This is a genomic window from Caulobacter hibisci, assembly GCF_016135805.1.
In the GTDB taxonomy this organism is placed as follows: Bacteria; Pseudomonadota; Alphaproteobacteria; order Caulobacterales; family Caulobacteraceae; genus Caulobacter; species Caulobacter hibisci.
This window is the reverse complement of the sequence record NZ_JADWOX010000019.1, coordinates 68,182-93,536: the sequence shown is the minus strand read 5'-3', so window position 1 is coordinate 93,536 and position 25,355 is coordinate 68,182. Positions and strand designations below refer to the sequence as shown.

Here is a 25,355-nt window from a genome sequence, read left to right as displayed (position 1 = left end):
ATGACTTAACCGGGATCGGAGGGTTCGGACGCAGGCGCGTTCGAATTGGGTGAGGCGGGCGCGGGACGTTTCCCCCCGCGGTCTATATCGGCCGCGAGGCTTATCAGCGCGGCTTTTACATCGTCAAGCAAACGCCCCCAGGGCCGCGAGCGCGTACCGCCGCGGGCGATGAACACATAGTCGCAACCGGGCCGTCCATGAAGGGGGAGAAGCAGCCGCGCGGCCTCGCGCAGGCGTCTTTTCGCGCGATTGCGCTCCACCGAGCCGCCGACCTTCTTGGAGGCGGTGAAGCCGACCCGGATCAGGGCGTCGTCGTCGCCTCGCGGGCGCAGCTGCATGAAGACGGCGCCGCGCGACAGCGAGGGGGCCTTGGCGGCCTTCAGGAAGTCGGCGCGCACCTTGATGCGCTCGATCTTCGGACCCTTGGCGGCGGTCACCTGGGATTCGGTCATGAAAAAAGCCGCCCTTTCCGGCGCAGGCTTGAGGCCTGGTTCTGGGAAGGGGCGGCTTTTGTCATGTCGTACGATCCCGCCGAAGCAGGAAAGAAGAGCGGGAGACCCGCTCTTAGGCCGTCAGGCGCTTACGGCCCTTGGCGCGACGACGCGCGACGATCTTTTGGCCGTTCTTGGTGGCCATACGCGTGCGGTAGCCGTGACGGCGGGCTCGCACGAGCTTCGACGGCTGGAATGTCCGCTTCACGACGTGGCTCCGAATTACAATAACGTGGGCGCGAAAACCTTGCGGTCCCGCGAGTGAGGGGCGGTGGATAAGCGACGGGACCGTCGATGTCAACCGCGCAAAGCGGCGGAAGCTGAGTCCGCGCAAGGGGTTGGGTCCCTACCCTCTCGCCGCGCCCAGCAGCACCAGGGCGAAGATCGACCAGTCCAGCGTGATGTGGGCGATGAACGAGGACCAGACACTTCGGGTCAACAGATAGGGAATCGTCAGCGCCAGCCGCGAGACGGCGATGACCAGCAGCACTTGGGCCAGGTTCCAGCAGTAGGTCGACAGGTGCAGCAAGCCGAAGACGGCGGCCGACAGGATCCAGGCGGCCACGACAGACGGGCGCAGCGCGAGGCCGAACCGGCGATGGAACAGGGCCAGCAGGGCCAGGAACGGCAGGATGGTGATCAGCTCCTCACCCAGCAACTGCGGCGCCGTGCCGGCGATGAAGAGCACGCGCTCCCAGCCGTCCAGCCGCACGAGCAGGCCCGCGACCGGATTGACGGCGACCGTGCCGGCCGTGGTGAAGACCAGGGCGACCGCGCCCGACAGCAGCAGGGCGAGGGGAACGGCCAGCAGGCCGGCCAGCACGTCGGCCAGCGTCGGGCGCGGGAACAGCGCCGTCCATCCGCGTCCCGCGGCCGCCCTCAGCGCCAGCAGCGGCATGACGACGAACAGCACCGGCCCGACCAGCGCCATCGGACCGCCGTGCGCGCGAGCCAGCAGCATCAGCGCCGCGAAACCGGCGACGCAGCTTCCCAGCACCATGGCCCACCGCCCGGTCGACAGGCCTTCGGGCGTGGCGCGGATGTATGGAAAGTCTCGCGGGGCTGGCCCTGCCATGATCGAAGCTCCACTGCGCGGGCGACTATGGCGACGCTTCGCCACGGCTGTATAGCGCTCGCCCCTCGCCTTCCGATGGACGGGCAGAAATTGCGGCCCGCTGCTGCTATCACCGACCGATCGGCGTAACGGGAGCCTGGTTCGTGGACCTGCTGAAGATCCTGAGAAGCTTCGAGGAACTGCTCTTCGAAGCCATGACCTGGCTCTACTTCTACCCGCGCACCATGCTGCGGATCGTCAACCGGCCGATGACGGCCATGGCCTATTCCGACCGCGAGGAAGGCCAGCCCGAGGACCTGCGCTACGACGACGCCCTGAGCCCGCCGGTGCTGCTGATCATCACCCTGGTGATCGCCAACGCCATCGGCTGGGCGGTTCACGTTCCCCAGCCGGTCAACGCCCCGCCGCTGGCCAAGGCGCTCTACGATTCCCAGCAGAACCTGCTGATGTTCCGCTGCCTGCTGTTTGGCCTCATGCCGCTGGTCGTGACCCTGACCCGGCTGCGCAAGCAGGGCGTGACGATTTCGCGCCGAACCCTGCGGCGCCCGTTCTACGCCCAGTGCTACCTGGCCTCGCCGGTGGCGCTGTGCGTCTCGCTGGGCCTGATGGCCATGCAGCGCGGGACCCCGGCCCTGGTCGCCGGCGGCGCGGCGGTGATCCTGGCTTCGACCGTCTGGCTGATCGTGGCCCAGACCCGCTGGCTGTCGCGGCATCTGTCGATCCCGCCGGCCCGCGCGGCCGTGACCGCCGTGGCGGCCCTGGCCCGCGCCCTGCTCTACATGCTGCTGATCTTGATTCCGCTGGCCTTGGCCTGAACGCCAGCCTCGGCCTCGGGCCTCAGTAAGGCTCGATCGAGCGGACCCGTCCCTCCGACGAGGCCGTGCAGCGCGAGCGGTAGGAGCCGGTGGCCATGGTCAGCTCCCAGTCGCCGCGGCCCAGGTCGCGGACGCTGATCGGCACGCTGCTGCCGTAGGGCCGGTTCTGGAACTCGTCGGCCCGGCGCGAGCAGGCGTCCTGGGCCGCGCGCGGCGCCTGGCGGACATAGCGGGTGTTGGCGTAGCGGCGGTTGTCGCGCTCGGACTGCCCGGCCAGGAAGCCCTCGTGATAGCCCTCGGTCTCGTGGCGGTCGTCGTAGTCGGAGCCGTAGAGGGCCGCCTGGTAGCCGCGCTCGTACTCGTCGTCGTGGTCGCGGTCAGAGTCGCCGTGCTTGGCCTTGTGGGCGGCCAGGGCGGCGGCGAGGCCGATGATGGCGACGCCGGCGACAACCGCGGCGGCCTTCGAGTCCCCGCCCTTCTTGCGGCACAGGTTGCGGGCCTCGACGATGGTCAGGTAGCGGCCGTCCCGGGTGGTGACCTGCACGCAGTCGTCGCCGCGCCGCCAGTAGCCGAACTTGGCCGAGCCGCCCTCGTCCACGTGGTCGAACTCATAGCCGCGCCGCTGCAGCTCGCTTTCGCCGCCGGCCGCCCGGGCCCCGACCAGGTCGCGCAGGTTGGCCGGGATCTGGGCGGCGGCCGGACCGGCCACGACCAGGGCGGAGAGGGTGGCGGCGACGACCAACCGGTGGCGAAGGACCATGGGCTTCCTCGTGCTGAAAGGCGTGGAAAAACGCCGGCCGCGCACGCGCAAGCGCCGCCTTGGCGCCAACCATCGACGGTTGAAACCGGCGGCGCAATACCCGTGACCGGTCATTCGCGTGAATGTTCCGCGAAACACGGCGGCGCGCGTGCACCGCGACAAATCGAAGAATTCCGCCGCCTCGTTAAGCGGCGGGAAAACATGGCCACGCTAAGGTCCGCCCGTTCCCTTTTCCGCCCCTTTTCTTCAACGGCCCCGTCAGGCCCCGCAGGAGCGCGCAGTGCCTCAGCGTCCCGATCGTCTTAGCGTGTCGAATGCGACCCTGGGCGGCTGGCTGCGCTATCGGAACCTCAAGGTCGAGGCGGCGATCTTCCTGCTGATCGCGGTGACCTTCGCCGCCATGCTGGGCAAGAGCGCCCTCACCCGCCAGGCCCTGACCCTGACACCGCAGTCGGGCCAGCTGATCAGCTACGCCTTCTCGGACGCCCAGAGCGGCGGCCGCTCCAGCGTCGCCGCCGACCCGAACGGGCCGCTGTCGTGGTCGTGCGAGATCCGCCCGGGCGTGGCCTATCCCTATTGCGGCTACGGCTTGCAGATGACCGCCGGCCAGGGGAAGCGGGGCCTGGACTTCTCGCACTACCAGACCCTGACCCTGCGCCTGACCTACCAGGGCGCGGGCGAGCGGCTGAAGCTGCTGGTCAAGACCGCCCCGCCGGCCGCCATCGGCATGCGAACGGGCGACCAGGACATGCCGCTGGCCGTGGAGTTCCCCGTCCACAAGGGCGACAACCTCATTCAGCTGCCCATGGCCCAGCTGGCGCCCGAGCAGTGGTGGGTAGCCAGCCACGGCCTGTCGGCCCAGGACGTCGTCCCCGCCTTCGACGACGTGCGCGCGGTGCAGATCGCCACCGCCGACGCCACGCCCGGCCCGATGACGGTCTCGGTCTCCTCGATCGCCTTCGAGGGGACCTACCTGTCCAACGAGCAGTACTACCTGATCATCCTGGGGGCCTGGCTGGTGCTGACCGGCGTCTTTCTGGTGACGCGCCTGCTGGGCATGCGCCGCGAGTTCGAGGACCGCCAGCGGCGGCAGGCCGAGGAGGCCCGGGTGCTGTCGGAGGCCCGCGCCGCCGCCGAGGCCGCCAACGCCGCCAAGTCGCAGTTCCTCAGCCACATGAGCCACGAGCTGCGCACGCCGCTGAACGGGGTGATCGGCTACAGCTACTGGCTCAGCCGCACGGGCCTGGACGCCAAGCAGCGCACGGCCGTAGACGCCATCCGCTCCAGCGGCGAGCACCTGCTGTCGGTGATCACCGACATCCTCGACATCGCCAAGATCGAGGCCGGGCGGCTGGACCTGCAGCCGACGCCCTTCGACCTGGCCGCCTGCCTGGCCGAGCTGGACCAGATGTTCCGCCTGCGAGCCGAGGAGAAGGGCCTGGCCTTCGCCGTCGAGCTGTCGGCCGAGGCCCCCCGCACTATCGTCGCCGACCCCAAGCGCCTGCGTCAGGTGCTGATCAACCTGCTGGGCAACGCCGTGAAGTTCACCGACAGGGGCGCGGTGTCGCTGGCCGTCACGCTGGTGGACGCCCCGGTCGGCGAGACCGCGCGCCTGCGGTTCGCGGTCGAGGACACCGGCGTCGGCATCGCGCCGGACCAGCTGGACGCCGTGTTCAGGCCGTTCGAGCAGGTCGGCGAGACCTCGCGCCACGCCGGCGGCACGGGCCTGGGCCTCAGCATCACCCGCCAGATCCTCGAGACCATGGGCGGCGAGATCGACGTCGTCAGCACGCCGGGCCTGGGCAGCCGCTTCGTCGTCGAGGTGAGCGTGGGCGTGGAGGCTGTTCGCGCGCGCCGCGAGGCCGAGGCGGGCTAGATCCGCCACAGCATTTCCCTCCGCCCCCGGCGTAATCCCGCCCGCGCGATCAAATGCACTTGCGATCTATTCGCAATAACTTCCCGAACTCGACCTTGCGCCGGTTGGCGACGTCTATCGCGATGATAGGAACAATCAATTTTACCTATCGTCGGATGCGCGTTGACTAGGCGGGTCGGGGGACAAGCAGGCGGACACAAGCCAGGGAGGAAGACGACGATGGATGGGAATGTCGACACCGGCGCGAAGGGCCAATGCCCCGTCGGACACGGCCGAGGCCACGCCAACCGCGACTGGTGGCCCCAGAGCCTTCGGCTGGAGGGCCTGAACCAGCATTCGCCGCGTTCCAATCCCCTGGGGGACAGCTTCAACTACGCCGAGGCCTTCAACCACCTCGACCTCAACGCCGTCGTCGCCGACCTGCACGCGCTGATGACCGACAGCCAGGACTGGTGGCCGGCCGACTTCGGCCACTACGGCGGCCTGTTCATCCGCCTGGCCTGGCATAGCGCCGGCACCTATCGCGTCACCGACGGCCGTGGCGGGGCCGGCGGCGGCCAGCAGCGGTTCGCGCCGCTCAACAGCTGGCCCGACAACGCCAATCTCGACAAGGCCCGGCGCCTGCTGTGGCCGATCAAGCAGAAGTACGGCGCCAGCCTGTCGTGGGCCGACCTCTATGTGCTGGTCGGCAACGTCGCGCTGGAGTCGATGGGCTTCAAGACCTTCGGCTTCGGCGGCGGCCGCGCCGACCAGTGGGAGCCCGAGGAGCTGTTCTGGGGTCCCGAGGGCTCGTGGCTGGGCGACGAGCGCTACAGCGGCGAGCGCCAGCTGCACTCGGCCCTGGGCGCGGTGCAGATGGGGCTGATCTACGTCAATCCCGAAGGCCCCAACGGCAATCCCGATCCAAAGGCGGCCGCGCACGACATCCGCGCCACCTTCGCCCGCATGGCGATGAACGACGAGGAGACCGTCGCCCTGATCGCCGGCGGCCACAGCTTCGGCAAGACCCACGGGGCGGGCGATCCGTCCTTCGTCGGGGTCGAGCCCGAGGGCGGCGAGATCGAGGACCAGGGCCTGGGCTGGCGCAGCAAGCACGGCACCGGCATCGGCGCCGACGCCATCACCGGCGGCCCCGAAGTGATCTGGACCCAGACCCCCACGAAGTGGAGCAACCTGTTCTTCGAGAACCTCTTCAAGTTCGAGTGGGAGCTGCACGAAAGCCCGGCCGGCGCCAAGCAGTGGCGGGCCAAGGACGCCCCGGCCGACATCCCCGACGCCTATGACGGGTCCAAGACCCACGTGCCGCGGATGCTGACCACGGACCTGGCCCTGCGGTTCGATCCCGAATACGAGAAGATCTCGCGCCGGTTCCTCGATAACCCCGACCAGTTCGCCGACGCCTTCGCCCGGGCCTGGTTCAAGCTGACCCACCGCGACATGGGCCCCAAGGGCCGCTATCTCGGCCCGCTGGTGCCCGAAGAGACCCTGATCTGGCAGGACCCGATCCCGGCGGTGGACCACCCGCTGGTCGACGGCGCCGACATCGCCGAGCTGAAACGCCAGATCCTGGCCTCGGGCCTGTCGGTGGGGGAGCTGGTCTCCACCGCCTGGGCCTCGGCCTCGACCTGGCGGGGCTCGGACAAGCGCGGCGGGGCCAACGGCGCCCGCATCCGCCTGGCGCCGCAGAAGGACTGGGAGGTCAATGACCCGCCGACCCTGGCCAAGGTGCTGGGCGTGCTGGAAGGCATCAAGGCGCAGTTCGACGGCGCGGCCGAAGGTGGGAAGAAGATCTCGCTGGCCGACCTGATCGTGCTGGCCGGCGCGGCGGGGGTCGAGGAAGGCGCCAAGGCCGGCGGCAGCCGCGTGGTCGTGCCCTTCAAGCCGGGCCGGGCCGACGCCTCGGCCGAGCAGACCGACGCCGACTCCTTCGCCCCGCTGGAGCCGCTGTCGGACGGCTTCCGCAACTATCGCAAGGCCGGCGAGCAGTTCATGGCCCCGGAAGAGGCGCTGGTCGACCGGGCCCAGCTGCTGCGGCTGTCGGGTCCGGAGCTGACGGTGCTGGTCGGCGGGCTGCGGGTGCTGGGCGCCAACAGCGGCGGCTCGAAGGCCGGGGTGTTCACCGACCATCCGGGCGCCCTGACCAACGACTTCTTCGTCAACCTGCTCGACATGGGCACGACCTGGAGCCCGACGGCGGTCAACGCCTTCGCCGGCCACGGCCGCAAGGACAGCCAGCCGCGCTGGGAAGCCACGCGCGTCGACCTGATCTTCGGCTCCCACGCCGAGCTTCGGGCCTATGCCGAGGTCTATGGCAGCGCCGACGCCCAGGACAAGTTCGTCACGGACTTCGTGGCGGCCTGGACCAAGGTTATGAACGCCGACCGTCTCGACCTCTGACGGCGGTCCTCAAAAGCGAAAGGGCGCCCGCTGCGAAGCGCGGCGCCCTTTTGTATTCGCTCAAATCCGCCGTCATCCTGGCCGCAGCGCAGCGGAGAGCCGGGACCCAGGGGACTGGGCTCAGTGACGGCATCAAGCGCCCGCCGGCGGCCATAGCGTTGCGGCTGCCCCTGGGTCCCGGGTCTGCGGACCGCTTCGCGGCCCTTCGCCCGGGATGAGGAACTGAATACTCGGTTAGCCGCCGGCCTTGACCGCGTCCCAAGTGCGTGTGCCCGTCCCTCGACCCAGCGCGGCGCGCAGCCAGGCCAGGTTGTTGTCGACCACCTGCGGCGGCAGGTCCTGGCGGGCCAGCTTCTCGGCCTCGTCGACGCGGCCTTGCAGACCGACGACGAGGGCCAGGTTCTGGCGGATCTGGATGGTCGAGGACGGCAGGGTCGCGGCGCGGCGCAGCAGGACCTCGGCGCCCGGCAGGTCGCCATGGCCGGCCAGGTACATGGCCAGGTTGGCGCTGGGGGCGGCTTCGTTGGGAGCCAGGGCGACGGCCTGGCGGTGGGCGACCAGGGCCTCGTCGTCGCGCTTGGACTGCTCCAGGGCCACGCCCAGCAGGCTCTGCGGACGCCAGTCCTTCGGCGCGGCGGCGGCGGCCATCCTGGCCGGCTCGATGGCGAAGAAGCCGTCGCCGCGGGCCAGCTGCACGCGGGCGGATTCCAGCAGGGCCTCGAGGTCGTTGGGATGGGCCACCAGCACGCGGCTGGACGCCTCGGCCGCCTCGTCGTAGCGGCCCAGGGCGCGCAGGGCCTGGGAGAGGGCCGTGCCCGCCTCGGCGTCGCGCGGATCGGCCTCGACCTCGGCGTTCCAGAAGGCGGCGCGGGCCAGGGGATCCAGGCGGCGGGCCTCGAGGCGCTCGGCCGGGCTGGCCTTGCGGGGCGCGGGCGCGGCCGGGCTCGCCTCGGTCGTCGCCGGGGTCGCGGCCTTGTCGGCCTTGGCGCCGGCGAAGGCCGGAACGGCGGCCAGCAGCAGAGCGGGTGCGAGAACGGTTGCGAGCAGGGCGGGCTTGCGACACATGGAAGGCATGTTCTCCGGAGAGGTCGGTGCGAGCATCGCCCGGCCCCCTCAAGGAATCGTTAAGCATAAATCCGCGAAAGCCCGGCCCATGACCGAACCCCTGATCGCAGCCTCCTCGCGCGGCGCCGCCGACGGCCCCGTGATCCCGGTGCACGCCCTCTATGAAGACGAGGTGGCGGCGTTCCTCGAGGCGCGGCCCAGCTTCGTACGCGGCTTCGCCAAGCTGTCGGACTTCTCGGGCAAGGCCGGCCAGGTGGTGGTCGCCCCGACCCCGGAAGGCGCTCTCGACCGCGTGCTGTTCGGCCTGGGACAACGGGTTGCGAAGGGCGGACGGGCCGACGCCATGGCCTTCCGCGCCCTGCCGGCCAAGCTGCCGGCCGGCGACTATCGCCTGCACGCCACGCCCGAGGGGCTGGACGCGGCCCAGATCGCCCTGGCCTTCGCCCTGGGCACCTATCGCTTCGACCGCTTCAAGGCCCGGGGGGCCGAGGGCGCGCGACGCCTTGTCGCGGCCGAGGGCGTGGATCTTTCCGAGGTGCAGGCGATCGCCCACGCCTGCGCCCTGGCCCGCGACATGGTCAACAGCCCGGCCAACGCCATGGGCCCGCGCCAGATCGAGACCATCGCCCGCGAGATCGCCGAGCAGTTCGGCGGGACGCTGTCGGTGGTCACGGGCGATGATCTGCTGACCGAAGGCTACCCCGCCGTCCATGCCGTGGGCCGCGCCGCCGTGCTCGAGCGTGCGCCACGCATGCTGGAGATCAGCTGGGGCGACGAGGCCCATCCGCGCCTGGCCCTGATCGGCAAGGGCGTGGTGTTCGACACCGGGGGCCTGGACATCAAGCCCTCGGCCGGCATGCGGCTGATGAAGAAGGACATGGGCGGCGCCGCCCACGCCCTGGCCCTGGCGCGCATGGTCATGGCCGCCGGGCTGAAGGTGCGGCTGTCGGTGCTGGTGCCGGTGGTCGAGAACGCCATCGCCGGCGACGCCATGCGGCCGGGCGACGTGCTCGACACCCGCGCGGGCCTGACGGTGGAGGTCGGCAACACCGACGCCGAAGGCCGACTGATCCTGGCCGACGCCCTGACCCGGGCGGCCGAGCTGTCGCCGGTGCTGACCATCGATCTCGCCACCCTGACCGGCGCGGCGCGCGTGGCCCTGGGTCCGCAGGTGATCCCGTTCTACACCCCCGACGACGCCCTCGCCGGCCAGATCGAGGCCGGGGCCCGCGCCGCCGCCGACCCCGTCTGGCGCATGCCGCTGTGGGACGGCTATCGCGAGGCGCTGGAAAGCGACGTCGCCGACCTGAAGAACGATCCCGACGGCTGGGCCCAGGCCGGCTCGGTGACCGCCGCCCTGTTCCTGCAGCGCTTCGCCCCGACCACCGGATCGTGGGTCCACTTCGACATCTTCGCCTGGAACCCCAAGGGCGCCCCCGGCCGTCCCAGCGGCGCCGAGGCGCAGGTCATTCGCGGCCTCTACGCCATGCTGAAGAGCCGGTTCGCATGATGCCCGACCTGATGCCCGACCCGCGCCTGACCCTCGCCCGCCCCGACCTCGCCGACCTCGCCCTGGAAGGGATCGTCGCCGCCGAGCGCTACGACGCCCCCAAGGCCCGGCAGGTGATCTCGCCGGCCGCCGCCCTGCGCAAGGCCCCGGCCGCCGACGCCGAGCAGTGGAACCAGCTGCTGTTCGGCGAGCGCTTCGCCGTGCTCGACGTGCAGGACGGCTTCGCCTGGGGCCAAGCAGCGCGCGACGGCTATGTGGGCTGGGTCGCCGAAGCCGATCTCGGCCCGCTGGGCGCGCTGGCCACCCACCAGGTGGCGGTGCTGCGGACCTACGCCTTCGGCGCGCCCGACATCAAGTCGCGGCCGACGGGGCTCTATTCCCTGGGCGCCCTGGTGACGGTGGAGGCCCGCGACGGCCGCTTCGCCAAGGCCGCCGGGGCGGGCTGGTTCGTCGAGGCGCATCTCGCGCCGATCGGCCTGGCCACGACCGTCGATCCGGCCGCCGTGGCGCTGTCGTTCCTGGGCGCGCCCTATCAGTGGGGCGGGCGGGAGTCGCTGGGCCTGGACTGCTCGGGCCTGGTCCAGCAGGCTCTGGCCGCCGCCGGCAAGGCCGCCCCGCGCGACACCGACATGCAGTTCAACGCCTTCCAGCCGATCGACGAGGCCGACCGCCGGCGCGGCGATCTGGTGTTCTGGAAGGGCCACGTGGCGATCCTCCTCGACCCCGACACCATCGTCCACGCCAACGCCCACCACATGGCCGTGGCCGTCGAGCCCCTGGCCGAAGCCGTGGCGCGGATCGACGCGGCGGGGGTGGGGCTGCCGACGGGGTGGCGGCGGATTTAAAGACCCCTCTCTCTTAGAGAGAGGGGATCGGTTGAGGTTGAGGTGGCGTGTCCCTACTCCTCCTACGCCCTACTCTCCCAGATCCAGCTCGCCCGCCAGGGCCAGCTTCACCGGGGCCCAGCCCAGGCGGTGGATCGGCGAGGGGCCGAGCTTGCGCAGGCCTTCGAGGTGGATGGGGGCGTGGTAGCCCTTGTGGCCGGCGAAGCCGTAGCCGGGATAGACCGTGTCCATCTCGACCATGATCCGGTCGCGGGCTTCCTTGGCCAGGATCGAGGCCGCCGCGATAGAGCACGACAGGCTGTCGCCCTTGACCACGGTCTTGACCTCGCACGGCAGCTTGAAGCGGTAGTTGCCGTCGACCAGGGCGAAGGCCGGCGTCACCGACAGGCCCTCGACGGCGCGCTTCATGGCCAGGCCCGCAGCGTGCAGGATGTTGAGCTCGCCGATCTCCTCGACGCTGGCCATGCCCACGCACCAGGCGATCGCCATCTCCTTGATCTCGGCCTCCAGAGCCGCGCGGGCCTTGGCGGTGAGCTTCTTGGAGTCGTTGAGGCCCTTGGGCACGCGGGCCGGATCGAGGATCACGGCGGCGGCGCTGACCGGGCCGGCCCACGGCCCGCGGCCGGCCTCGTCCACCCCGCAGACCGGTCCCGGTCCGCAGGCGGCTTCCAGCATCATGTCGGGACCGCTCGGCATGGGCCGGTGTTTAGGCGGGTTCGGCGGCGAAGGGAACGGGGTCGCGGACGCCCTGTCACGATCTCGCCATGGGGCGGTGTTTTGCTGGACGCAATCTCAAGGCGACTTATCTTGGCCGTCGGGAACCTGGGGGAAGAAACGACATGCGCACGATCATGATCGCCGCGGCCGCGAGCCTGCTGGCCTGCGGCGCCGCCCAGGCCCAGGACGCCACGGGCCCGGTCCAGGGTCCCGCCAGCGACTGCCTGTGGAGCGCCCTGCCCGCCGACGCCCGCGCCGAGGTGCGGGACGCCTACGGTCAGGGCATGCCGGCGGCGACCACCGCGCTCGGTCGCCACGACGCCGAGGTCAAGGCCGCCGCCCCCGCCTGCATCGGCCGCGACGGCGCGCCGACCCTGTGGATCCAGTTCGCCGCCGCCTCGGCGATGATCCGCGACGTCAGCCTGCAGAAGATCGTCGCCGAGGGCCTGGCCGTCACCGCCCAGAGCCTGCGCGCGGCATGGACCGCAGCCGATCCGGCCGCCAGGGCGTGCTTCCGCGTCAACGCCGCGCGGGTCTATGGCCCGCATGCCGAAGCGCTGCTGCAGGGCCAGACCTGTCCCAACCCCAAGGTCATCGCCGCGCTGGTCAAGGCCGCCGGGATCGATCTGGCCGACCGTTCGGCGGCGTCCCAGGCGTTCATTCACTTCAACGCCATCGCCCAGGCCGAATTCGCCGACAGCCTGCTGGCGATGTATCGCGAGAAAGCTCCGGCCAAGGGCTCCTGAAGCGACCCGCCCATGATCTGATTGTCAGGCCTCGGCTTTTTCTCTATCGCGACTCGTTCTCAGCGCTGGAGATCTCGCCGTGCCCGCCCCTGCCGCCTGCCCGTCCTTCGCCCGATGAAGGCCTCGACGCTGCGGGCCTGGTCGTGGGTGCACAAGTGGTCGAGCCTGGTCTCGACCCTGTTCCTGCTGATGCTGTGCGTCACCGGCCTGCCGCTGGTCTTCACCCACGAGATCGAGGAGGCGGCGATGCACCAGCTCTGGACGCCCGCCCATCCGGACGGGCCCAGGCTGTCGCTCGACCAGGTGCTGGCCACGGCCCTGGCCCGCAAGCCGGGCGAGGTCGCCGCCTTCATGAGCTTCGACGAGGACCGGCCGGTGGTGAACGTCACCACCGTGACCCCGGGCAAGTCGGGCTACGGCTTCCAGCCGATCGACCAGACCAGCGGCGATCCGGCCCCCTCCGTCGCCGGCCATCCGGTGATGGAGTTCCTGCTGCAACTGCACACCGACATGTTCCTGGGCCTGCCCGGCATGCTGTTCCTGGGAGCGATGGGGCTGCTGCTGGTCGTCGCCCTGGTCTCGGGCGTGGTGCTCTATGCGCCGTTCATGCGCCGGCTGCCGTTCGGCGCGGTGCGGGCCAGCAAGGCCGCGCGCACCCGCTGGCTCGACTATCACAACCTGCTGGGCGCGGTGACGGCGGCCTGGCTGCTGGTCGTGGGCCTGACCGGGGTCGTCAACACCCTGGCCACGCCGATCCTGGCCTATTGGAAGGACACGGCGCTGAAGGAGTTGACCACCGCCTATGACAAGCCCGCGCCGATGGGAGAGCGCAGCTCGTTGCAGGCGGCGGTCGAGCGCGCCAGGCTGGCCCTGCCCGGCAAGCAGCTGCAGTTCGTGGCCTTCCCCGGCAGCGCCTATTCGACCGACCACCACTACGCCGTCTTCTTCCACGGCGACACGCCGCTGACCGCCCACCTGACCACCCCGGCCCTGATCGACGCCCGCACCGGCGCCCTGTCGGCCGTGGCCCCGACGCCATGGTACGTGGCGGCCCTGTCGCTGTCGCAGCCGCTGCACTTCGGCGACTATGGCGGCCTGCCGCTGAAGATCCTGTGGGCGCTGCTCGACCTGGCCACGATCGTCATCCTGGGCTCGGGAATCTATCTGTGGCTGGTCAAGCGGGGGACGCTGACATGAGCCGCGCCCACCTTTCGCTGTGGCAGGTGTTCCGCATCCCGCTGGCGGTCGCGGTGCTCAGCCTGTTCGGCCTGGTCGTCGCCCTGCTGGGCGACGGCGCCTGGGACGGGATCGGGGCCGCGGCCCTGGGCGCGGCGGTGGCGGCGACGCTCTGGGCGCTGGTCGCGCGCAGGCGGTAGCGGGGGCCGCACAATCGCGATACGAGCGAGGACATGATCCAAGCCCTGTTCCTCGCCCTGGCCCTGATGGCCGCCCCGCAAGCCGCCCCGGCGCCGGTCTACAAGCCGGTCGGCGTCGCCGAAGCCCAGTGCGGCGGCGGTGTGAAGTTCGGCATGCCGCCCATGATCCGCGGTGTCCTGGGCTGCCACATGGCCAAGGTCGCCGGGATCGATCCGGCCGGACCCGATCTCGCCGCCGCGTTCCGGCAGGCCACCACCGCGAAGATCGGCCGGGCCGAGCTGCGCACCGCGTCCGACGCCCTGGTCGCCCGCTGGGCCGCCGATCCACGCACCAGCCTGGCGCCGCGCCCGGGCTTCCGTCCCGTGCGGGTGGAGGCCCTCGAATATGCCGAGACCGACGGCTACGACCGCACGATCAACCCGACCGGCGGCTTTGGCGTCGCCTCGCATGAGACCCATGGCCTGACGTTCCGGGGCCAGCTGGTCGCCGAGGGCGAGACCGGCCCCGTCACCGCGCCGATCTCGGGCCAGCTGGTGCTCGAGCGCGGGTCGTGGATGCTGTCGGAACTGGACATCGGCGCGCCGGCCGGGAAGCCGTAGACGCATGGCGATCCGGCCGGCCAGCCTCGCCGCGGTCCTGCTGCTGACGGCGGCCGCCGCGCCGCCCGCCCAGGCCCAAGCCCAAGCCCAAGCCCCGCCGTACGCCGTCGCGCCGGGCTTGTTCCAACCAGGCCAGCCTGATCTTGGCCTGTCGCCGGCTCCCGGCGCGGAGACCTTCACCGTCTTCGCCCCGACCGAGGCGAGCGACAAGTTCAGCAACGGCGTGGCGCTGATCGCCTTCAAGCACCGGCTCTATGCCCAGTGGCAGAGCTCGGCCCGCGACGAGGATTCCGCCGACACCTGGGTCGCCTACAGCGCCAGCGACGACGGCCGGACCTGGAGCCCGCCCCGGACGCTGGCGCCGGCCGGGACCGGCGGGCTGATGCGCTCCAGCGGCGGCTGGCAGACCGACGGCAAGACGCTGGTCGCCTACGCCAATGTCTGGCCCGGGGGCTTCCAGTCGGGCGCCGGCGGCCATGCTGAATACCGCACCAGCCGCGACGGGCGGACCTGGAGCCCGCCGCGCCGGGTGACGGGGACCGACGGACGGCCGGTCGAGGGGGTGATCGAGCAGGACCCGCACCTTGTCGACGGCCGGGTGATGACCGCCTTCCACCTGCGGCCGGGCATGATCGCCAAGCCGTTCTTCACCGACGATCCGCTGGGCGTCTCGGGCTGGATCCAGGGCAGGATGGAAAGCCTGCCGCGCGACACGTCCGCCGCCGCCGCCCCGCACGAGAAGCGCCTCAGCCGCGAGATCGAGCCCAGCCTGTTCCGCCGCGCCGACGGCTGCGCGGTGATGGTGTTTCGCGACGAGGATCTCAGCTTCCGCCAGCTGGCGTCGCAAAGCTGCGACCGGGGCGTGACCTGGACCACGCCGGCCCTGACCGCCATGCCCGACGCCCGCGCCAAGCAGAGCGCCGGCAACCTGCCGGACGGGACGGCCTATCTGGTCAACGCCCCCAACACCGACCGCCCGCGCCTGCCGCTGGCGGTGACGACCAGTCCCGACGGCCGGCTCTTCGACCGCAGTTGGCGCCTGCGCGGCCAGGCCGACCTGCAGCCGCTGCGGTTCGAGGGCCAGTACAAGCGCCCCAGCTATCACTACCCCAAGAGCGTGGTCTGGAACGGCTGGCTCTATGCCGGCTATGCCGCCAATAAGGAGGATGTGCAGGTCACGCGGGTTCCGGTGAAGCAACTCCAAGCCCCCCTTCCATAGGGAGAGGGGGGCCGCCGCGAAGCGGTGGGAGAGGGGTCACCGCCTTCGGCGCGGGCGCCTCTCTCTCAGAGAGCGGGGTCTCGCGCGGCCCCGCACACCAGATCCACCGTCGCCTGGATCGTGGCTTCCAGCTGCTCGCGGGTCTCGCCGGCGCGGGCGCGGACCGACAAGGCGTTGAGCATGCCGCCGGCCACCCGGGCCAGGACCGCAGGATCGGCGCCGGGAGGCAGTTCGCCGGCGGCTTCGGCGCGGGCCACAAGACGCTCGAAGCCCCGGTCCAGCTCGTGCAGACCGGCCGCCACCTTGTCGCGCACGACGGGGTCGACCACCGCCTGGCCCAGGCCCGCGCTGACCATGAAGCAGCCGCGCCCGCCATCCTCGCCCGACAGATAGAGGTCCAGCGCCGCGCGATAGACCCGCTCCAGCGCCAGGCGCAGCGTGCCGCCGGCCGTGAAGGCCCGAACCATCGCCGCGCGTGAGGCGTCCATGTAGGCGTCGATGGCGGCGGAAAAGAGCGCCTGCTTGTCGCCGAACGCTCCGTACAGGCTGGGGCGGTTCATGCCGGTGGCGGCGCTGAGGTCGTCCAGCGAGGCGCCGGCATAGCCCTGGGCCCAGAAGGTCTCGGTGGCCTTGGCCAGAGCGACCTGGGGATCATAGGCGCGAGGGCGGCCTCGGCGCTTGGCGGGTTGTTCCGACATCTGACTCTCTCCGGCCGGCTGCTATTTTGTACCGTTTCGCAGCTTATTCCTTGACCTCGGTTATTTTTATGCGAAACAGTATGAAAGTGCAAACGGAGCCGACGATGGACCTCTACTTCTCCCCGATGGCCTGCTCGATGGCGACGCGGATCGCCGCCTACGAGGCCGGCGCGCCGATGACATTCATCCGGGTCGACACCAAGGCCCGGCCCAAGCGCACCCAGGACGGCGCGCCGTTCCTGGCGATCAATCCGATGGGCCAGGTGCCCGTGTTGCGCGCCGAGGACGGCGAGCTGATCTATGAGAACCCGGTCATCCTGCAATATGTGGCCGACCGGTTCCCGGCCGCCAGCCTGATCGCCCCCGACGGCCCCGAGCGTCGCCGCGCCCAGGCCTGGCTGGGCTTCGTCGCCTCCGAGCTGCACGCCCGGACCTTCGGCGTGCTGCTGGCCGCGAGCGCGCCGGAGGACGCCAAGGCCCTGGCCCGCGCCTCGGTCGCCGAGCGCTTCGCGGTGCTGGAGGCGCATTTGGCCGGACGCGAATTCCTGCAGGACCGTTTCGGCGTCGCCGACGCCTATCTGTTCGTGATGCTGGTCTGGGCTCGTTACCTGGAGATGGACTCCGCGCCCTATCCCGCCCTCTCCGCCTATCGCGACCGCCTGCAAGTCCGCCCCTCGGTGGCGCGGGCGCTGGGCGAGGAATTCACGCTCTTCAAGGCGGCCGCCTAGGCGGGGCGCCGACGGGCTCCAGTAGGCGTACCCTCCCCAACCTCCTCCCCGGAGCTTTTCACATGCGTAGCTTTCTTTTCGCCGTCGCGGCCATGGCCGCGACGGGCGGCCCCGCCATGGCCGAACCCCAGGCCCAGAACGCCTGGCTGACACTCAGCGCCCCCGCGCCCCGCGACTACGTCGTCTTCGACGGCGCGGCCTGGCGCTGCGAGGGCCAGGTCTGCCGCTCGATCCAGGTCAAGTCGCTGCCGCCCCTGCGCAGCTGCCGGCGCCTGGCGCGCGAGCTGGGGCCGGTGACGGGCTTCAGCTATCGCGGCGTGACACTGTCCGACGCCCAGCTGGCCGACTGCAACCCGGCGCGCTTCGCCACGACGCCCGGCCCCGCCAAGGTCGCGGCGGCGCGGTAGGCGGCAGGACGGAGGCCAGAGACCTTCGTTGGACCTGCAACTGGGTCGCCATCTTGGAAGCCTCAAACAGGCTATCCGGGACTCCAGGACCCAGCGCAACGCGGCGGCTCCCGGGTTCCGGCTCTGCGGTCCGCTGCGCGGCCCTTCGGCCGGGACGACGGCGTAATTGCCCCTACCCCGCCTTCCCGCTCAGCGCCTCCCGACCCAACGCCCCGCACTCGTCGTGCCGGAAGCACGTCACGAAGTGGTCGTTGACCATGCCGACGGCCTGCATGAAGGCGTAGACGATCACCGGGCCGCAGAACTTGAAGCCCTTGGCCTTCAGGGCCTTGGCCATCTCGACGGCCAGGGGCGTCTGGGCCGGGACATCGCCCATGCCGGTCCAGGTGTTCTGGATCGGCGCGCCGCCGACGACGCCCCATAGGAACTGCGAGAAATCCTCGCCGCGATCACGCATGTCGAGATAGATCCGCGCGCCGTTGATGGCCGCGTCGATCTTGGCGTTGGAGCGGATGATGCCGGCGTCGGCCATCAGCCGGGCGCGATCCTCGGCGCCGAAGCGGGCGACGACCTCGGGGTCGAAATCGGCGAAAGCGGCGCGGAAGGCCTCGCGCTTCTTGAGGATGGTGATCCACGACAAGCCGGCCTGGAAGCCGTCGAGCACCAGCTTCTCCCACAGGGCGCGGCTGTCGTACTCGGGCACGCCCCACTCGGTGTCGTGATAGGCCTCGTACAGCGGGTCGCCGTTCATGCCCCGCCAGGTGCAGCGATGGATCTCAGTCATGCGGCGACGCTAGCAGAACCGATGGCGGAAACCAGAACTTTTGGGGAACGCGCGCGCAGGCGCCCTACCCCTTCAGGAAGTTCTCGACCTCGGCCTGGAACGCCGCCGGCTGGTCGATCATCACGAAGTGGGCGGACTCGTCGATGCGGACGATCTTCGCGCCCGCCAGCGGCGCATAGGCCGCCTTGTACCAGCCGCCGAAGGCCTCGGCCGGGGCGAAGCTGGCCTTGTTCCAGGCCCAGACCACGGTGGTCGGGGCGGTGATCTTCGGCAGTTCGGGCGTCAGGTTGGTGGTCAGCAGCTCTTCCATCGCCCGGCCGGAGACCTTGCGATCGCTGGCCAGGGAGTCGTCGACCACCGCCTTGCGGGCGCTCTCGGTCAGCACCATCATCGCCGCGGTCTGGTTCTGGCGGGCGACGAACTGCTCCTGGGGCGCGGTCTCGATCTGCTGGCGGAACTCGGCGGCGCTCTTGGCGACGGCCTCGGGGGTGGCGGCCGGGCCGAAATAGGCGACCGCGAGGTTGGGGAACATGTCGACCACCATCAGCTTGCCGACCAGGCCTGGATGGCGGGCGGCCAGCATCAGGCCGATCGTGCCGCCCATCGAGTGGCCGATGACCGCCGGCGCCTTCAGCCCCTTGGCCTGGATGTAGGCGGCCAGGCCCTCGGCGACGCGGGCCGCGACCTTGCCCTCAGCATTGGCCCCGGCCGGATCGCCGGCGAAGCCCGCCACCTGCACCAGGTGAACGCGATAACGGCCCTCCAGCGCCTTGGCGGTGGGCTCCCACACCGCGCGCGACGACGACAGGCCCGGGATCAGGATCACGTCCGGGCCCTTGCCGCGCACCACCACCGAGAAGCGGTCGATGTCGCCGGCCGCGAGGACCGGACCCGAGGCGGCGACGGCGGCCAGCAGGGCGCCCGCGCCCAGCAGTTGACGACGGTTCATGGCTTTTCCCCCAGAGCGCAGGCGAGCGCGGGTCGCGTGGCGAAGCTCGCCGGCAAGAGTTGTTCCCGAAAGCCGTTCGCCGCAATCGCCCGCGCGATGAATAATCAGTAATCAATTTATGGGCGAGCTGAGGATACGCGCCTGGCGACGGAGACGGCCGGCATGAGCGAGACGTTCGGACGGCGAAGACCCGATGCGCGCCCCACGGGCCCGCGCCTGAGCGCCCCCGTCGCCCGGTCCTGGCCGGCCTGGCCGCGCTTCGTGCTGGCCATGATCCCGGCCTATCTGCTGCAGCAGATCCCGCTGGTCGACTTGGTCCTGCTGTTCGCCCTGTCGCCGCTGTGGATCGGCCTGCTGTTCAACGGCGCCCTGGTGGCCATGGTGGTCGACGCCTGGCGCGGCGCCGCGCCCCGCTGGATCGTCGCCGTCCCGGTTCTGGTCTATGGCGGCAACCTGGTCTGGAGCGCCGCCGGCTATCTGGACTATCGCGCGCTGGACGCCCGGCTGCGGCGCGAGAACGCCGCCCAGCGCCTGGCCTTCGATCCGGCCCGAACCGCGCTGCTGGCGCCCGGACAGCTGGCCCAGACCCTGGTCGAGCGCTACGCCCTGCCGGTCGTCTACCGGTCTCCCGATGTCTACGGCAGCGGCCAGCCGGCCGCGCTGCGGGTGCTGCCGCGGGCGACCTGCGAGACCATTCCCAAGTCCCCCGACCTGCGGATGACGACGCAGCGGCTGAGCGTCGGCCGCGCCCTTGTGTCCAACGCCTGCCTGCTGACCCTGCCCGGCGCGCCGCCGGGGCCGGCCCTGCGGGTGGACACCGGCGAAGGGCCCGGGGATCTGGAGCCGGGATTGCGGCGGCTGACCCTGACCGCGCCGGACGGCCGCACCGTCGCCCTGGCCTACGGGATCGCCGCCGTCCCCTCACCGATCCCGTTCCCGCTGGTCGGCTGCTTCACCTGGACCCGCCACGAGTGCACCGCCGGGTTCTATCGCCTGAAGCCGGTGGTCGGCGGCGGCGCGGGCGGCCATCCGGCGATGATCGCCGCGGCCCTGGGCCTGGCGCCGCGCCCCGTCAACCGGATCAGGACCGACGGCAAGCTGATCCTGGCGCTCGACGAGGCCCAGACCCGCGCCCTGGCCACGGGGTCGGAGCCCGCCGTGGCCGAGGCCCGCGCCTATGGACGCCGGGCCGTCGCTGGAAGCCTCGACCGCTTCTCGCGGCTGATGGCCGGCGAGGACCTGGCCCCGGACGAGGCCTTCGACCGCTGGATCGTGGTCAGCAACGCCGACCAGGTCGACGCCGAAGCCCTGCTGGCGGCGATCCGGCGCGCCCATGGCGATCCGTCCCGTTCCGACGCCCAGCGCACCTTCGGCGCGGTCGCCGCGGCCCTGCCGGCGCAGGCCTTCGCCCGCATCGGCCCGCGCCTGGCGCCGCTGGGCGGCGCGGACGAGGCTTTGGCCGGGGCCGATTGGCTGGCCGTGCGCCTGGGCGATGTCGGCGCGCCGGCCGCCTTGCCGCTGGCGACCAGGGTCGAGGCCGGCCGGGGCGTGCCGGGCCGCACCGACGCCCTGCTGGGCCTGTGCCGGGCGGGACCAGCGGCGGCGGGCGTCGCCGACCGGGTCGCGGCGATCCCCCGTAGCGACTCTCGCGGCGACGTCATCGAGGCGTCGATGCTGGCGCTGCTGCGGATGGGGCGACGCGACCTGGCCCAGCCGCTCGCCGCCCTGCCGGCGACCAACGGCTTCAACGGCGCCGCCCGGCGCGGCTATCGCAAGCAGATCGAACAGATCCTGGCCGAGGTGGGGCCGGCCTCGCCGCGCTCGGCCTGCCGGCTGGACCGCGACGACCGCCTGCCGCGCGTGCCCTGGCTGGCGGGCTAGACTGAAGGCGGCGCGGGCGGGGTCGGCGGAACCCAGTCCGGCCGCTCGACCCGCACCGGGCGGCCATCGACGGTGAGCTCCACGCCCTCGATGCGGTCGAGCCTCAGCAGGGCCATGGCCCGGCCGTCGGCGCCGCTCAGCACCTCGCCCGCCCGCAACTCGCCGGCCAGCACCTCGGCGCCGAAGGCCGGAGCCGGGCCGTCGAAGACGATCGGCAGCATGCGGTTCTTGATCGTGCCGCGCCGCTTCATGCGGCTGGTGGTCTCCTGGCCGACGAAGCAGCCCTTCTTGAAGTCGATCCCCGAGAGCAGGTCGAAATCGGCCTCGATCGGATAGGCCTTGTCCGACAGCCAGTCGGCGGGCCCGGGCACCCCGAGCGAAAGGCGATGGGCGTCGTAGTCGGCCTCGCTGGCGTCGGGCTCGGCCGTCGGGCCATAGACCCGCGCGCCCAGGGCCGGCAGGCGGGGATCGGCGTAAAGGCCTTCGCCCGAAACCGGCGCGCCGTCGGGCGAGAACACGGCGGCGACCACCAGGTCGATCGGCCCGATCTCGACCTTGGCCCGCAGGCGGTACATCGACAGCCGCGTGACGATGGCGTCGCGATGGGCGGCGGCGACGTCGAGCAGGGCGCCGTCCGGCAGGCCGGCCACGAACAGGTCGTAGAGCAGCCGCCCCTGCGGGGTCAGCAGGCCCGAAAAGCGCAGCTCGCCCGGCGCGATGGTCTCGACGTCCTGGGTCAGCAGGCCTTGAAGAAAGCTCCTCCAGTCGGGGCCGGCGACGGCGATGACGGCGCGGGACGGAAGGCTGGCGATACGCGGGCTGGTCATGGCGCAACATGTGGCGCCGGAGCGACGCTCGCGCCAGTCTTGCCCCTCAAGAAAGCTTAAGCGCCATAACGGGATGCGTTGACAGGCGGTTCACCCTATAGATGGACCGATGACACAGCGGGCCTTCCCGATTCTCTTCATCACCGCCACGCGTATCGGCGACGCCGTGCTGTCGTCCGGCCTGATCAAAATGCTGGCCGACGAGATCCCCAACGCCCGCTTCACCATCGTCGCCGGCCCGCTGGCCGCCCCCCTGTTCGCCCACGTCCCCGGCCTCGACCGGGTGATCGTCATGGAGAAGGGCAAGGGCAAGGGCCACTGGTTCAAGCTGTGGAACCAGGTGCGCCACAAGAAGTGGGGCCTGGTGGTCGACCTGCGCGGCAGCGCCACCGCTCTCTTCCTGCGCCGCGAGAAGCGGGCGATCTGGAAGAAGACCCCCGGCGAGATCGCCCACAAGGTGGTCGAGACCGCCCGGGTGCTGAAGATCGACGAGGCGCCGCCCGCCCCGCACCTCTACATCACCCCCGACGTCCAGGCCCTGGCCGACCAGATGCTGGCCCCGCGCGGCAGCGAGCAGGCCGGCCCGATCCTGGCCATGGGTCCGGCCGCCAACTGGATCGGCAAGGTCTGGCCGATCGAGCGCTTCACCCAGACGGCGGCCCAGCTGCTCGGCCCCGGCGGCAAGCTGGAGGGCGGGCGCCTGCTGATCCTCGGCGGTCCGGAAGACGGGCGCATGGTCGAGGAGCTGCGCATGGCTTCCGCCAGAGGCAGATGCATCGACCTGACCGGCAAGGTCGACCTGCTGACCGCCTATGCCTGCCTCAAGCGCGCCGACCTGTTCATCGGCAACGACAGCGGCCTGATGCACATCGCCGCCGCCGCCGGCACGCCGACCGTCGGCCTGTTCGGCCCCTCGGACGAGCGCCGCTACGGCCCCTGGGGCCCGCTGACCCGCGCCGTCCGCGGCCCGCGCGACTTCGACCAGTTCAAGGCCATCGACCCCGACCTGTCCCAGGCCATCCGCCACATGAGCGACCTGCCGGTGGCCAAGGTGGTCCGCGCGGCGACGGAACTGCTGGACCAGGCGCGAGCCGGGAAGGTCGTCGAGGCCGAGCCGGTGGTGGAAGAGGCGGTCGAGGCTGCGCCGGAAGCCGCTGTCGAGGCGCCGGTGGAAACGTCCGCCGAGATCGAGACCCCGCCGGCCGAAGCCGAACCCAAGCTCAAAGTCTCCCCCCGCCGCCGCAAACGCGCCAGCGGCGAAGCCGCGCCGCCGGCTTAGGGGCGCCCGCCCTCTCCCCATGTCCCTCCGCATTTAACTCCGAGCATCCCCGCGAAGGCGGGGATCCAAGCCGAGTCGGCCGTCGCGCCACGCCGGCAGATCCATGCGAAAAACTGATCTCAGCTTGGATCCCCGCCTTCGCGGGGATACTCGGCTGGAGGGCTGAACAAGCCTGTTGCACGTCCAGATTGTTCCCTTTATGTTCCATTTCAGGATCAACCGGGAGCCAGCCCATGGACCTCTTGTTCACGGTCTACATCCTCGCCAGCGCGCCCTACGGCACGCTCTACTGCGGCCATACCGACTATCTCGCCCGTCGCATCTGGCAACATAAGGAAGAGCACTTCCGGGGCTTCACCCGGCGCTACGGCGTCCATCGGCTGGTCTGGTACGAAAACGGCGACAGCCGCGAGGGCGTGCTCATCCGCGAACGGCAGATCAAGAAATGGAACCGCGCCTGGAAGATCCGGCTGATCGAGGCGACGAACCCAGGCTGGCTGGATCTGTACGAGACGCTGAATTGCTGAGGTTCCAGCCTGCCCGCAGTGCTGCGCATCCCCTTCTCCGCTCACCCCCGCGAAGGCGGGGGCCCAAGCCGCGTCGAGGTTCGCGCTGGCAGTTCCCCCCCCAAGCCCGGTGAAGCCTCCAATCCCGCTTGGATCCCCGCCTTCGCGGGGATGCTCGGGGTTGGGGGCGAGGGTCGGCGACACGAAACGTATTGCCTAGGCCTCCGTGCGGACCTAGACCCCGGAAAACCCTCCAGGAGCGCGCCATGTCCCAGACCTTCGACCTGATCGTCCGTGGGGGCGAGGTGGTGAACCATGCCGGGCGCGGGATCACCGACGTCGGCGTGCGGGGCGGCAAGATCGTCGCCATCGGCGACCTGAGCCAGGCCTCGGCCGGCGAGGTGTTCGACGCCACGGGCCTGACCGTGCTGCCGGGCGTGATCGACAGCCAGGTGCACTTCCGCGAGCCGGGCCTGGAGTGGAAGGAAGATCTCGAGAGCGGCTCGCGCGGCGCGGCCCTGGGCGGCGTGGTCGCCGTGTTCGAGATGCCCAACACCGAGCCGACCACCACCGATCCGGACGCCCTGGCCGACAAGCTGGCCCGCGCCAGGAACCGGATGCACACCGACCACGCCTTCTATGTCGGCGGCACCCACGAGAACGCCAACTTCCTGGGCGAGCTGGAACGCCTGCCGGGCTGCTGCGGCATCAAGGTGTTCATGGGCGCCTCGACCGGCAGCCTGCTGGTGCAGGACGACGAGGGCGTCGAGAACGTGCTGCGGCATGTGAACCGCCGCGCGGCCTTCCACTCGGAGGACGAATACCGCCTGGCCGACCGTCGCCACCTGGCCCGTCCGGGCGACTGGACCAGCCACCCCGAGGTGCGCGACGCCCAGGCCGCCCTGCAGTCGACCCACCGCCTGGTGCGCATCGCCAAGAGCCTGGGCAAGCGCATCCACGTGCTGCACGTCACCACCAAGGAAGAGATCGACTTCCTGGCCCAGAACAAGGACGTCGCCTCGGTCGAGGTCACGCCCCAGCACCTGACCCTGGTCGCGCCCGAGGCCTATGAGCGGCTGAAGGGCTTTGCCCAGATGAACCCGCCGATCCGCGACGCCTATCACGTGGCCGGCGTCTGGCGCGGCATCGAGGCCGGCATCGCCGACGTGCTGGGCTCCGACCACGCGCCCCACACCCGCGAGGAAAAAGCCCGCCCCTATCCCGCCTCGCCGTCGGGCATGCCGGGCGTGCAGACGCTCGTTCCCGTCATGCTGACGCATGTGGTGGACGGCAAGCTGTCGCTCGAGCGCTTCGTCGACCTGACCAGCCACGGGGTGAACCGCGTGTTCGGCCTGGCCGACAAGGGCCGCCTGGCCGAGGGCTTCGACGCCGACTTCACCATCGTCGACATGAAGGCCCGCAAGACCATCACCCACGAGCAGATGGCCAACCGCGCCGGCTGGACCCCCTTCGACGGCTTCGAGGCCAAGGCCTGGCCGGTGGCCACCATCGTCCGCGGGATCGTGGTCATGCGCGACGACGAGATCGTCGCCGAGGGGCGTGGCGAGCCGGTGCGGTTCCTGGAAACCCTGGCCAAATAGCATCCCTCTCCCCTTGCGGGAGAGGGTGGCCCCACGCAGTGGGGTCGGGTGAGGGGTCGCACCGCCTCGAAAGCCGCGATAGTCGAAAGGCCAGTCGCGGCGTTTGCCGTTTGAGAGACCCCTCATCCGTCGCCTTTCGGCGACACCTTCTCCCGCAAGGGGAGAAGGATCATCGAACGCCGCTCGACGAGGTTGAACGGCCG

25 protein-coding genes and 1 pseudogene are annotated in these 25,355 nt (G+C 70.9%); 16 read left to right on the top strand and 10 right to left on the bottom strand.

Features of this window, described 5'->3' with window-relative positions:
• Nucleotides 1-5: 5 nt before the first annotated feature.
• The 3 genes from rnpA to I4Q42_RS21320 all read right to left on the bottom strand — a co-directional run bounded on the left by rnpA (nt 6) and on the right by I4Q42_RS21320 (nt 1,566).
• Nucleotides 6-452, bottom strand: a complete 447-nt coding sequence (gene rnpA, locus I4Q42_RS21330; RefSeq protein ID WP_198578107.1) for a ribonuclease P protein component — start codon at nt 450-452, stop codon at nt 6-8.
• A gap of 112 nt (nt 453-564) precedes the next feature.
• Nucleotides 565-699 carry a 50S ribosomal protein L34 gene (gene rpmH, locus I4Q42_RS21325; protein ID WP_110118343.1) on the bottom strand — a complete coding sequence of 45 codons (135 nt, stop codon included), beginning with the start codon at nt 697-699 and terminating at the stop codon, nt 565-567.
• 138 nt (nt 700-837) lie between these two features.
• Entirely contained in the window at nt 838-1,566 is a 729-nt protein-coding gene (locus tag I4Q42_RS21320) for a CPBP family intramembrane glutamic endopeptidase (RefSeq protein ID WP_198578106.1), read from the bottom strand.
• Nucleotides 1,567-1,709: 143 nt separating this feature from the next.
• Here I4Q42_RS21320 and I4Q42_RS21315 point away from each other — a divergent pair, with 143 nt between their 5' ends.
• Nucleotides 1,710-2,381 (top strand): hypothetical protein, encoded by a 672-nt coding sequence (locus tag I4Q42_RS21315; protein WP_198578105.1) that lies wholly within the window; start codon nt 1,710-1,712, stop codon nt 2,379-2,381.
• Nucleotides 2,382-2,403: 22 nt separating this feature from the next.
• On the opposite strand, the gene I4Q42_RS21310 is transcribed toward I4Q42_RS21315, so the two are convergent.
• Complete coding sequence (locus I4Q42_RS21310) at nt 2,404-3,141, bottom strand: hypothetical protein (RefSeq protein ID WP_198578104.1); 738 nt, start codon at nt 3,139-3,141, stop codon at nt 2,404-2,406.
• A gap of 307 nt (nt 3,142-3,448) precedes the next feature.
• Between I4Q42_RS21310 and I4Q42_RS26520 the strand changes: the two genes are divergently transcribed.
• Nucleotides 3,449-5,017 carry a sensor histidine kinase gene (locus I4Q42_RS26520; RefSeq protein ID WP_198578103.1) on the top strand — a complete coding sequence of 523 codons (1,569 nt, stop codon included), beginning with the start codon at nt 3,449-3,451 and terminating at the stop codon, nt 5,015-5,017.
• 219 nt (nt 5,018-5,236) lie between these two features.
• On the top strand, nt 5,237-7,414 hold the full coding sequence (gene katG, locus I4Q42_RS21300; protein ID WP_198578102.1) for a catalase/peroxidase HPI: 2,178 nt from the start codon (nt 5,237-5,239) through the stop codon (nt 7,412-7,414).
• Nucleotides 7,415-7,648: 234 nt separating this feature from the next.
• Here katG and I4Q42_RS21295 read toward each other — a convergent pair whose 3' ends face one another.
• Nucleotides 7,649-8,479, bottom strand: a complete 831-nt coding sequence (locus tag I4Q42_RS21295) for a tetratricopeptide repeat protein (protein ID WP_198578101.1) — start codon at nt 8,477-8,479, stop codon at nt 7,649-7,651.
• Between the two features lie 88 nt (nt 8,480-8,567).
• On the opposite strand from I4Q42_RS21295, the gene I4Q42_RS21290 reads away from it, so the two are divergent.
• Together I4Q42_RS21290 and I4Q42_RS21285 are read left to right on the top strand one after the other, a co-directional pair.
• Nucleotides 8,568-9,989 (top strand): leucyl aminopeptidase family protein, encoded by a 1,422-nt coding sequence (locus tag I4Q42_RS21290; RefSeq protein WP_198578100.1) that lies wholly within the window; start codon nt 8,568-8,570, stop codon nt 9,987-9,989.
• Nucleotides 9,989-10,834 (top strand): C40 family peptidase, encoded by an 846-nt coding sequence (locus I4Q42_RS21285; protein WP_232793338.1) that lies wholly within the window; start codon nt 9,989-9,991, stop codon nt 10,832-10,834. Before I4Q42_RS21290 ends, I4Q42_RS21285 begins: the two co-directional genes overlap by 1 nt.
• 69 nt (nt 10,835-10,903) lie before the next feature.
• Here I4Q42_RS21285 and I4Q42_RS21280 read toward each other — a convergent pair whose 3' ends face one another.
• Complete coding sequence (locus tag I4Q42_RS21280; RefSeq protein ID WP_198578099.1) at nt 10,904-11,530, bottom strand: ribonuclease HII; 627 nt, start codon at nt 11,528-11,530, stop codon at nt 10,904-10,906.
• Nucleotides 11,531-11,673: 143 nt separating this feature from the next.
• On the opposite strand from I4Q42_RS21280, the gene I4Q42_RS21275 reads away from it, so the two are divergent.
• From I4Q42_RS21275 to I4Q42_RS21255, 5 genes and pseudogenes are all read left to right on the top strand, one after another.
• Nucleotides 11,674-12,297 carry a hypothetical protein gene (locus I4Q42_RS21275; RefSeq protein WP_198578098.1) on the top strand — a complete coding sequence of 208 codons (624 nt, stop codon included), beginning with the start codon at nt 11,674-11,676 and terminating at the stop codon, nt 12,295-12,297.
• A gap of 102 nt (nt 12,298-12,399) precedes the next feature.
• Nucleotides 12,400-13,494, top strand: a pseudogene (locus I4Q42_RS21270) (PepSY-associated TM helix domain-containing protein); the annotation flags it as partial.
• Nucleotides 13,491-13,673 (top strand): hypothetical protein, encoded by a 183-nt coding sequence (locus I4Q42_RS21265; RefSeq protein WP_232793333.1) that lies wholly within the window; start codon nt 13,491-13,493, stop codon nt 13,671-13,673. The pseudogene I4Q42_RS21270 and the gene I4Q42_RS21265, both read left to right, overlap by 4 nt.
• Before the next feature lie 33 nt (nt 13,674-13,706).
• Nucleotides 13,707-14,273, top strand: a complete 567-nt coding sequence (locus tag I4Q42_RS21260) for a hypothetical protein (protein WP_198578095.1) — start codon at nt 13,707-13,709, stop codon at nt 14,271-14,273.
• A 4-nt stretch (nt 14,274-14,277) separates the two neighbouring features.
• On the top strand, nt 14,278-15,492 hold the full coding sequence (locus I4Q42_RS21255) for a sialidase family protein (protein WP_198578094.1): 1,215 nt from the start codon (nt 14,278-14,280) through the stop codon (nt 15,490-15,492).
• A 65-nt stretch (nt 15,493-15,557) separates the two neighbouring features.
• Here the strand turns inward: I4Q42_RS21255 and I4Q42_RS21250 are convergent, their stop codons facing one another.
• A complete protein-coding gene (locus tag I4Q42_RS21250) occupies nt 15,558-16,190 on the bottom strand; it encodes a TetR/AcrR family transcriptional regulator (protein WP_198578093.1) in 633 nt (210 codons plus the stop codon).
• An 80-nt stretch (nt 16,191-16,270) separates the two neighbouring features.
• Here I4Q42_RS21250 and I4Q42_RS21245 point away from each other — a divergent pair, with 80 nt between their 5' ends.
• Together I4Q42_RS21245 and I4Q42_RS21240 are read left to right on the top strand one after the other, a co-directional pair.
• Nucleotides 16,271-16,918: a glutathione S-transferase C-terminal domain-containing protein gene (locus I4Q42_RS21245; protein WP_232793332.1), complete on the top strand. Its 648-nt coding sequence runs from the start codon at nt 16,271-16,273 to the stop codon at nt 16,916-16,918.
• A 62-nt stretch (nt 16,919-16,980) separates the two neighbouring features.
• Nucleotides 16,981-17,325, top strand: coding sequence for a CC_3452 family protein (locus I4Q42_RS21240; protein WP_198578092.1), 345 nt, complete (start codon nt 16,981-16,983; stop codon nt 17,323-17,325).
• Between the two features lie 172 nt (nt 17,326-17,497).
• Here I4Q42_RS21240 and I4Q42_RS21235 read toward each other — a convergent pair whose 3' ends face one another.
• Both I4Q42_RS21235 and I4Q42_RS21230 read right to left on the bottom strand, forming a co-directional pair.
• Nucleotides 17,498-18,109 (bottom strand): DNA-3-methyladenine glycosylase I, encoded by a 612-nt coding sequence (locus I4Q42_RS21235; RefSeq protein ID WP_198578091.1) that lies wholly within the window; start codon nt 18,107-18,109, stop codon nt 17,498-17,500.
• A gap of 64 nt (nt 18,110-18,173) precedes the next feature.
• A complete protein-coding gene (locus I4Q42_RS21230) occupies nt 18,174-19,058 on the bottom strand; it encodes an alpha/beta fold hydrolase (RefSeq protein WP_198578090.1) in 885 nt (294 codons plus the stop codon).
• A 162-nt stretch (nt 19,059-19,220) separates the two neighbouring features.
• Here I4Q42_RS21230 and I4Q42_RS21225 point away from each other — a divergent pair, with 162 nt between their 5' ends.
• Nucleotides 19,221-20,939 carry a serine/threonine-protein kinase gene (locus I4Q42_RS21225; RefSeq protein ID WP_198578089.1) on the top strand — a complete coding sequence of 573 codons (1,719 nt, stop codon included), beginning with the start codon at nt 19,221-19,223 and terminating at the stop codon, nt 20,937-20,939.
• Here I4Q42_RS21225 and ygfZ read toward each other — a convergent pair.
• Complete coding sequence (gene ygfZ / locus I4Q42_RS21220) at nt 20,936-21,766, bottom strand: CAF17-like 4Fe-4S cluster assembly/insertion protein YgfZ (protein WP_198578088.1); 831 nt, start codon at nt 21,764-21,766, stop codon at nt 20,936-20,938. The two genes, I4Q42_RS21225 and ygfZ, sit on opposite strands and share 4 nt — an antisense overlap.
• A 109-nt stretch (nt 21,767-21,875) precedes the next feature.
• On the opposite strand from ygfZ, the gene I4Q42_RS21215 reads away from it, so the two are divergent.
• The 3 genes from I4Q42_RS21215 (at nt 21,876) to I4Q42_RS21205 (ending at nt 25,152) form a co-directional block, all read left to right on the top strand.
• Nucleotides 21,876-23,045, top strand: a complete 1,170-nt coding sequence (locus I4Q42_RS21215; RefSeq protein ID WP_198578087.1) for a glycosyltransferase family 9 protein — start codon at nt 21,876-21,878, stop codon at nt 23,043-23,045.
• Nucleotides 23,046-23,278: 233 nt separating this feature from the next.
• Nucleotides 23,279-23,572 (top strand): GIY-YIG nuclease family protein, encoded by a 294-nt coding sequence (locus tag I4Q42_RS21210; RefSeq protein WP_198578086.1) that lies wholly within the window; start codon nt 23,279-23,281, stop codon nt 23,570-23,572.
• 245 nt (nt 23,573-23,817) lie between these two features.
• Nucleotides 23,818-25,152, top strand: a complete 1,335-nt coding sequence (locus I4Q42_RS21205) for a dihydroorotase (protein WP_198578085.1) — start codon at nt 23,818-23,820, stop codon at nt 25,150-25,152.
• Nucleotides 25,153-25,355 lie beyond the last annotated feature (203 nt).

Bases quoted from the DNA above. Each gene is read 5' to 3' on its own strand.
- I4Q42_RS21255 (WP_198578094.1), top strand. From the start codon at position 14,278: ATGGCGATCCGGCCGGCCAGCCTCGCCGCGGTCCTGCTGCTGACGGCG.
- I4Q42_RS21250 (WP_198578093.1), bottom strand. From the start codon at position 16,190: ATGTCGGAACAACCCGCCAAGCGCCGAGGCCGCCCTCGCGCCTATGAT.
- I4Q42_RS21310 (WP_198578104.1), bottom strand. From the start codon at position 3,141: ATGGTCCTTCGCCACCGGTTGGTCGTCGCCGCCACCCTCTCCGCCCTG.
- I4Q42_RS21265 (WP_232793333.1), top strand. From the start codon at position 13,491: ATGAGCCGCGCCCACCTTTCGCTGTGGCAGGTGTTCCGCATCCCGCTG.
- I4Q42_RS21205 (WP_198578085.1), top strand. From the start codon at position 23,818: ATGTCCCAGACCTTCGACCTGATCGTCCGTGGGGGCGAGGTGGTGAAC.
- katG (WP_198578102.1), top strand. From the start codon at position 5,237: ATGGATGGGAATGTCGACACCGGCGCGAAGGGCCAATGCCCCGTCGGA.
- I4Q42_RS21235 (WP_198578091.1), bottom strand. From the start codon at position 18,109: ATGACTGAGATCCATCGCTGCACCTGGCGGGGCATGAACGGCGACCCG.
- I4Q42_RS21320 (WP_198578106.1), bottom strand. From the start codon at position 1,566: ATGGCAGGGCCAGCCCCGCGAGACTTTCCATACATCCGCGCCACGCCC.
- I4Q42_RS21225 (WP_198578089.1), top strand. From the start codon at position 19,221: ATGAGCGAGACGTTCGGACGGCGAAGACCCGATGCGCGCCCCACGGGC.
- I4Q42_RS21210 (WP_198578086.1), top strand. From the start codon at position 23,279: ATGGACCTCTTGTTCACGGTCTACATCCTCGCCAGCGCGCCCTACGGC.
- I4Q42_RS21240 (WP_198578092.1), top strand. From the start codon at position 16,981: ATGCGTAGCTTTCTTTTCGCCGTCGCGGCCATGGCCGCGACGGGCGGC.
- I4Q42_RS21230 (WP_198578090.1), bottom strand. From the start codon at position 19,058: ATGAACCGTCGTCAACTGCTGGGCGCGGGCGCCCTGCTGGCCGCCGTC.
- ygfZ (WP_198578088.1), bottom strand. From the start codon at position 21,766: ATGACCAGCCCGCGTATCGCCAGCCTTCCGTCCCGCGCCGTCATCGCC.
- I4Q42_RS21260 (WP_198578095.1), top strand. From the start codon at position 13,707: ATGATCCAAGCCCTGTTCCTCGCCCTGGCCCTGATGGCCGCCCCGCAA.
- I4Q42_RS21290 (WP_198578100.1), top strand. From the start codon at position 8,568: ATGACCGAACCCCTGATCGCAGCCTCCTCGCGCGGCGCCGCCGACGGC.
- rnpA (WP_198578107.1), bottom strand. From the start codon at position 452: ATGACCGAATCCCAGGTGACCGCCGCCAAGGGTCCGAAGATCGAGCGC.
- I4Q42_RS21280 (WP_198578099.1), bottom strand. From the start codon at position 11,530: ATGCCGAGCGGTCCCGACATGATGCTGGAAGCCGCCTGCGGACCGGGA.
- I4Q42_RS21245 (WP_232793332.1), top strand. From the start codon at position 16,271: ATGAAAGTGCAAACGGAGCCGACGATGGACCTCTACTTCTCCCCGATG.
- I4Q42_RS21285 (WP_232793338.1), top strand. From the start codon at position 9,989: ATGCCCGACCTGATGCCCGACCCGCGCCTGACCCTCGCCCGCCCCGAC.
- I4Q42_RS21295 (WP_198578101.1), bottom strand. From the start codon at position 8,479: ATGTGTCGCAAGCCCGCCCTGCTCGCAACCGTTCTCGCACCCGCTCTG.
- I4Q42_RS21275 (WP_198578098.1), top strand. From the start codon at position 11,674: ATGCGCACGATCATGATCGCCGCGGCCGCGAGCCTGCTGGCCTGCGGC.
- I4Q42_RS21215 (WP_198578087.1), top strand. From the start codon at position 21,876: ATGACACAGCGGGCCTTCCCGATTCTCTTCATCACCGCCACGCGTATC.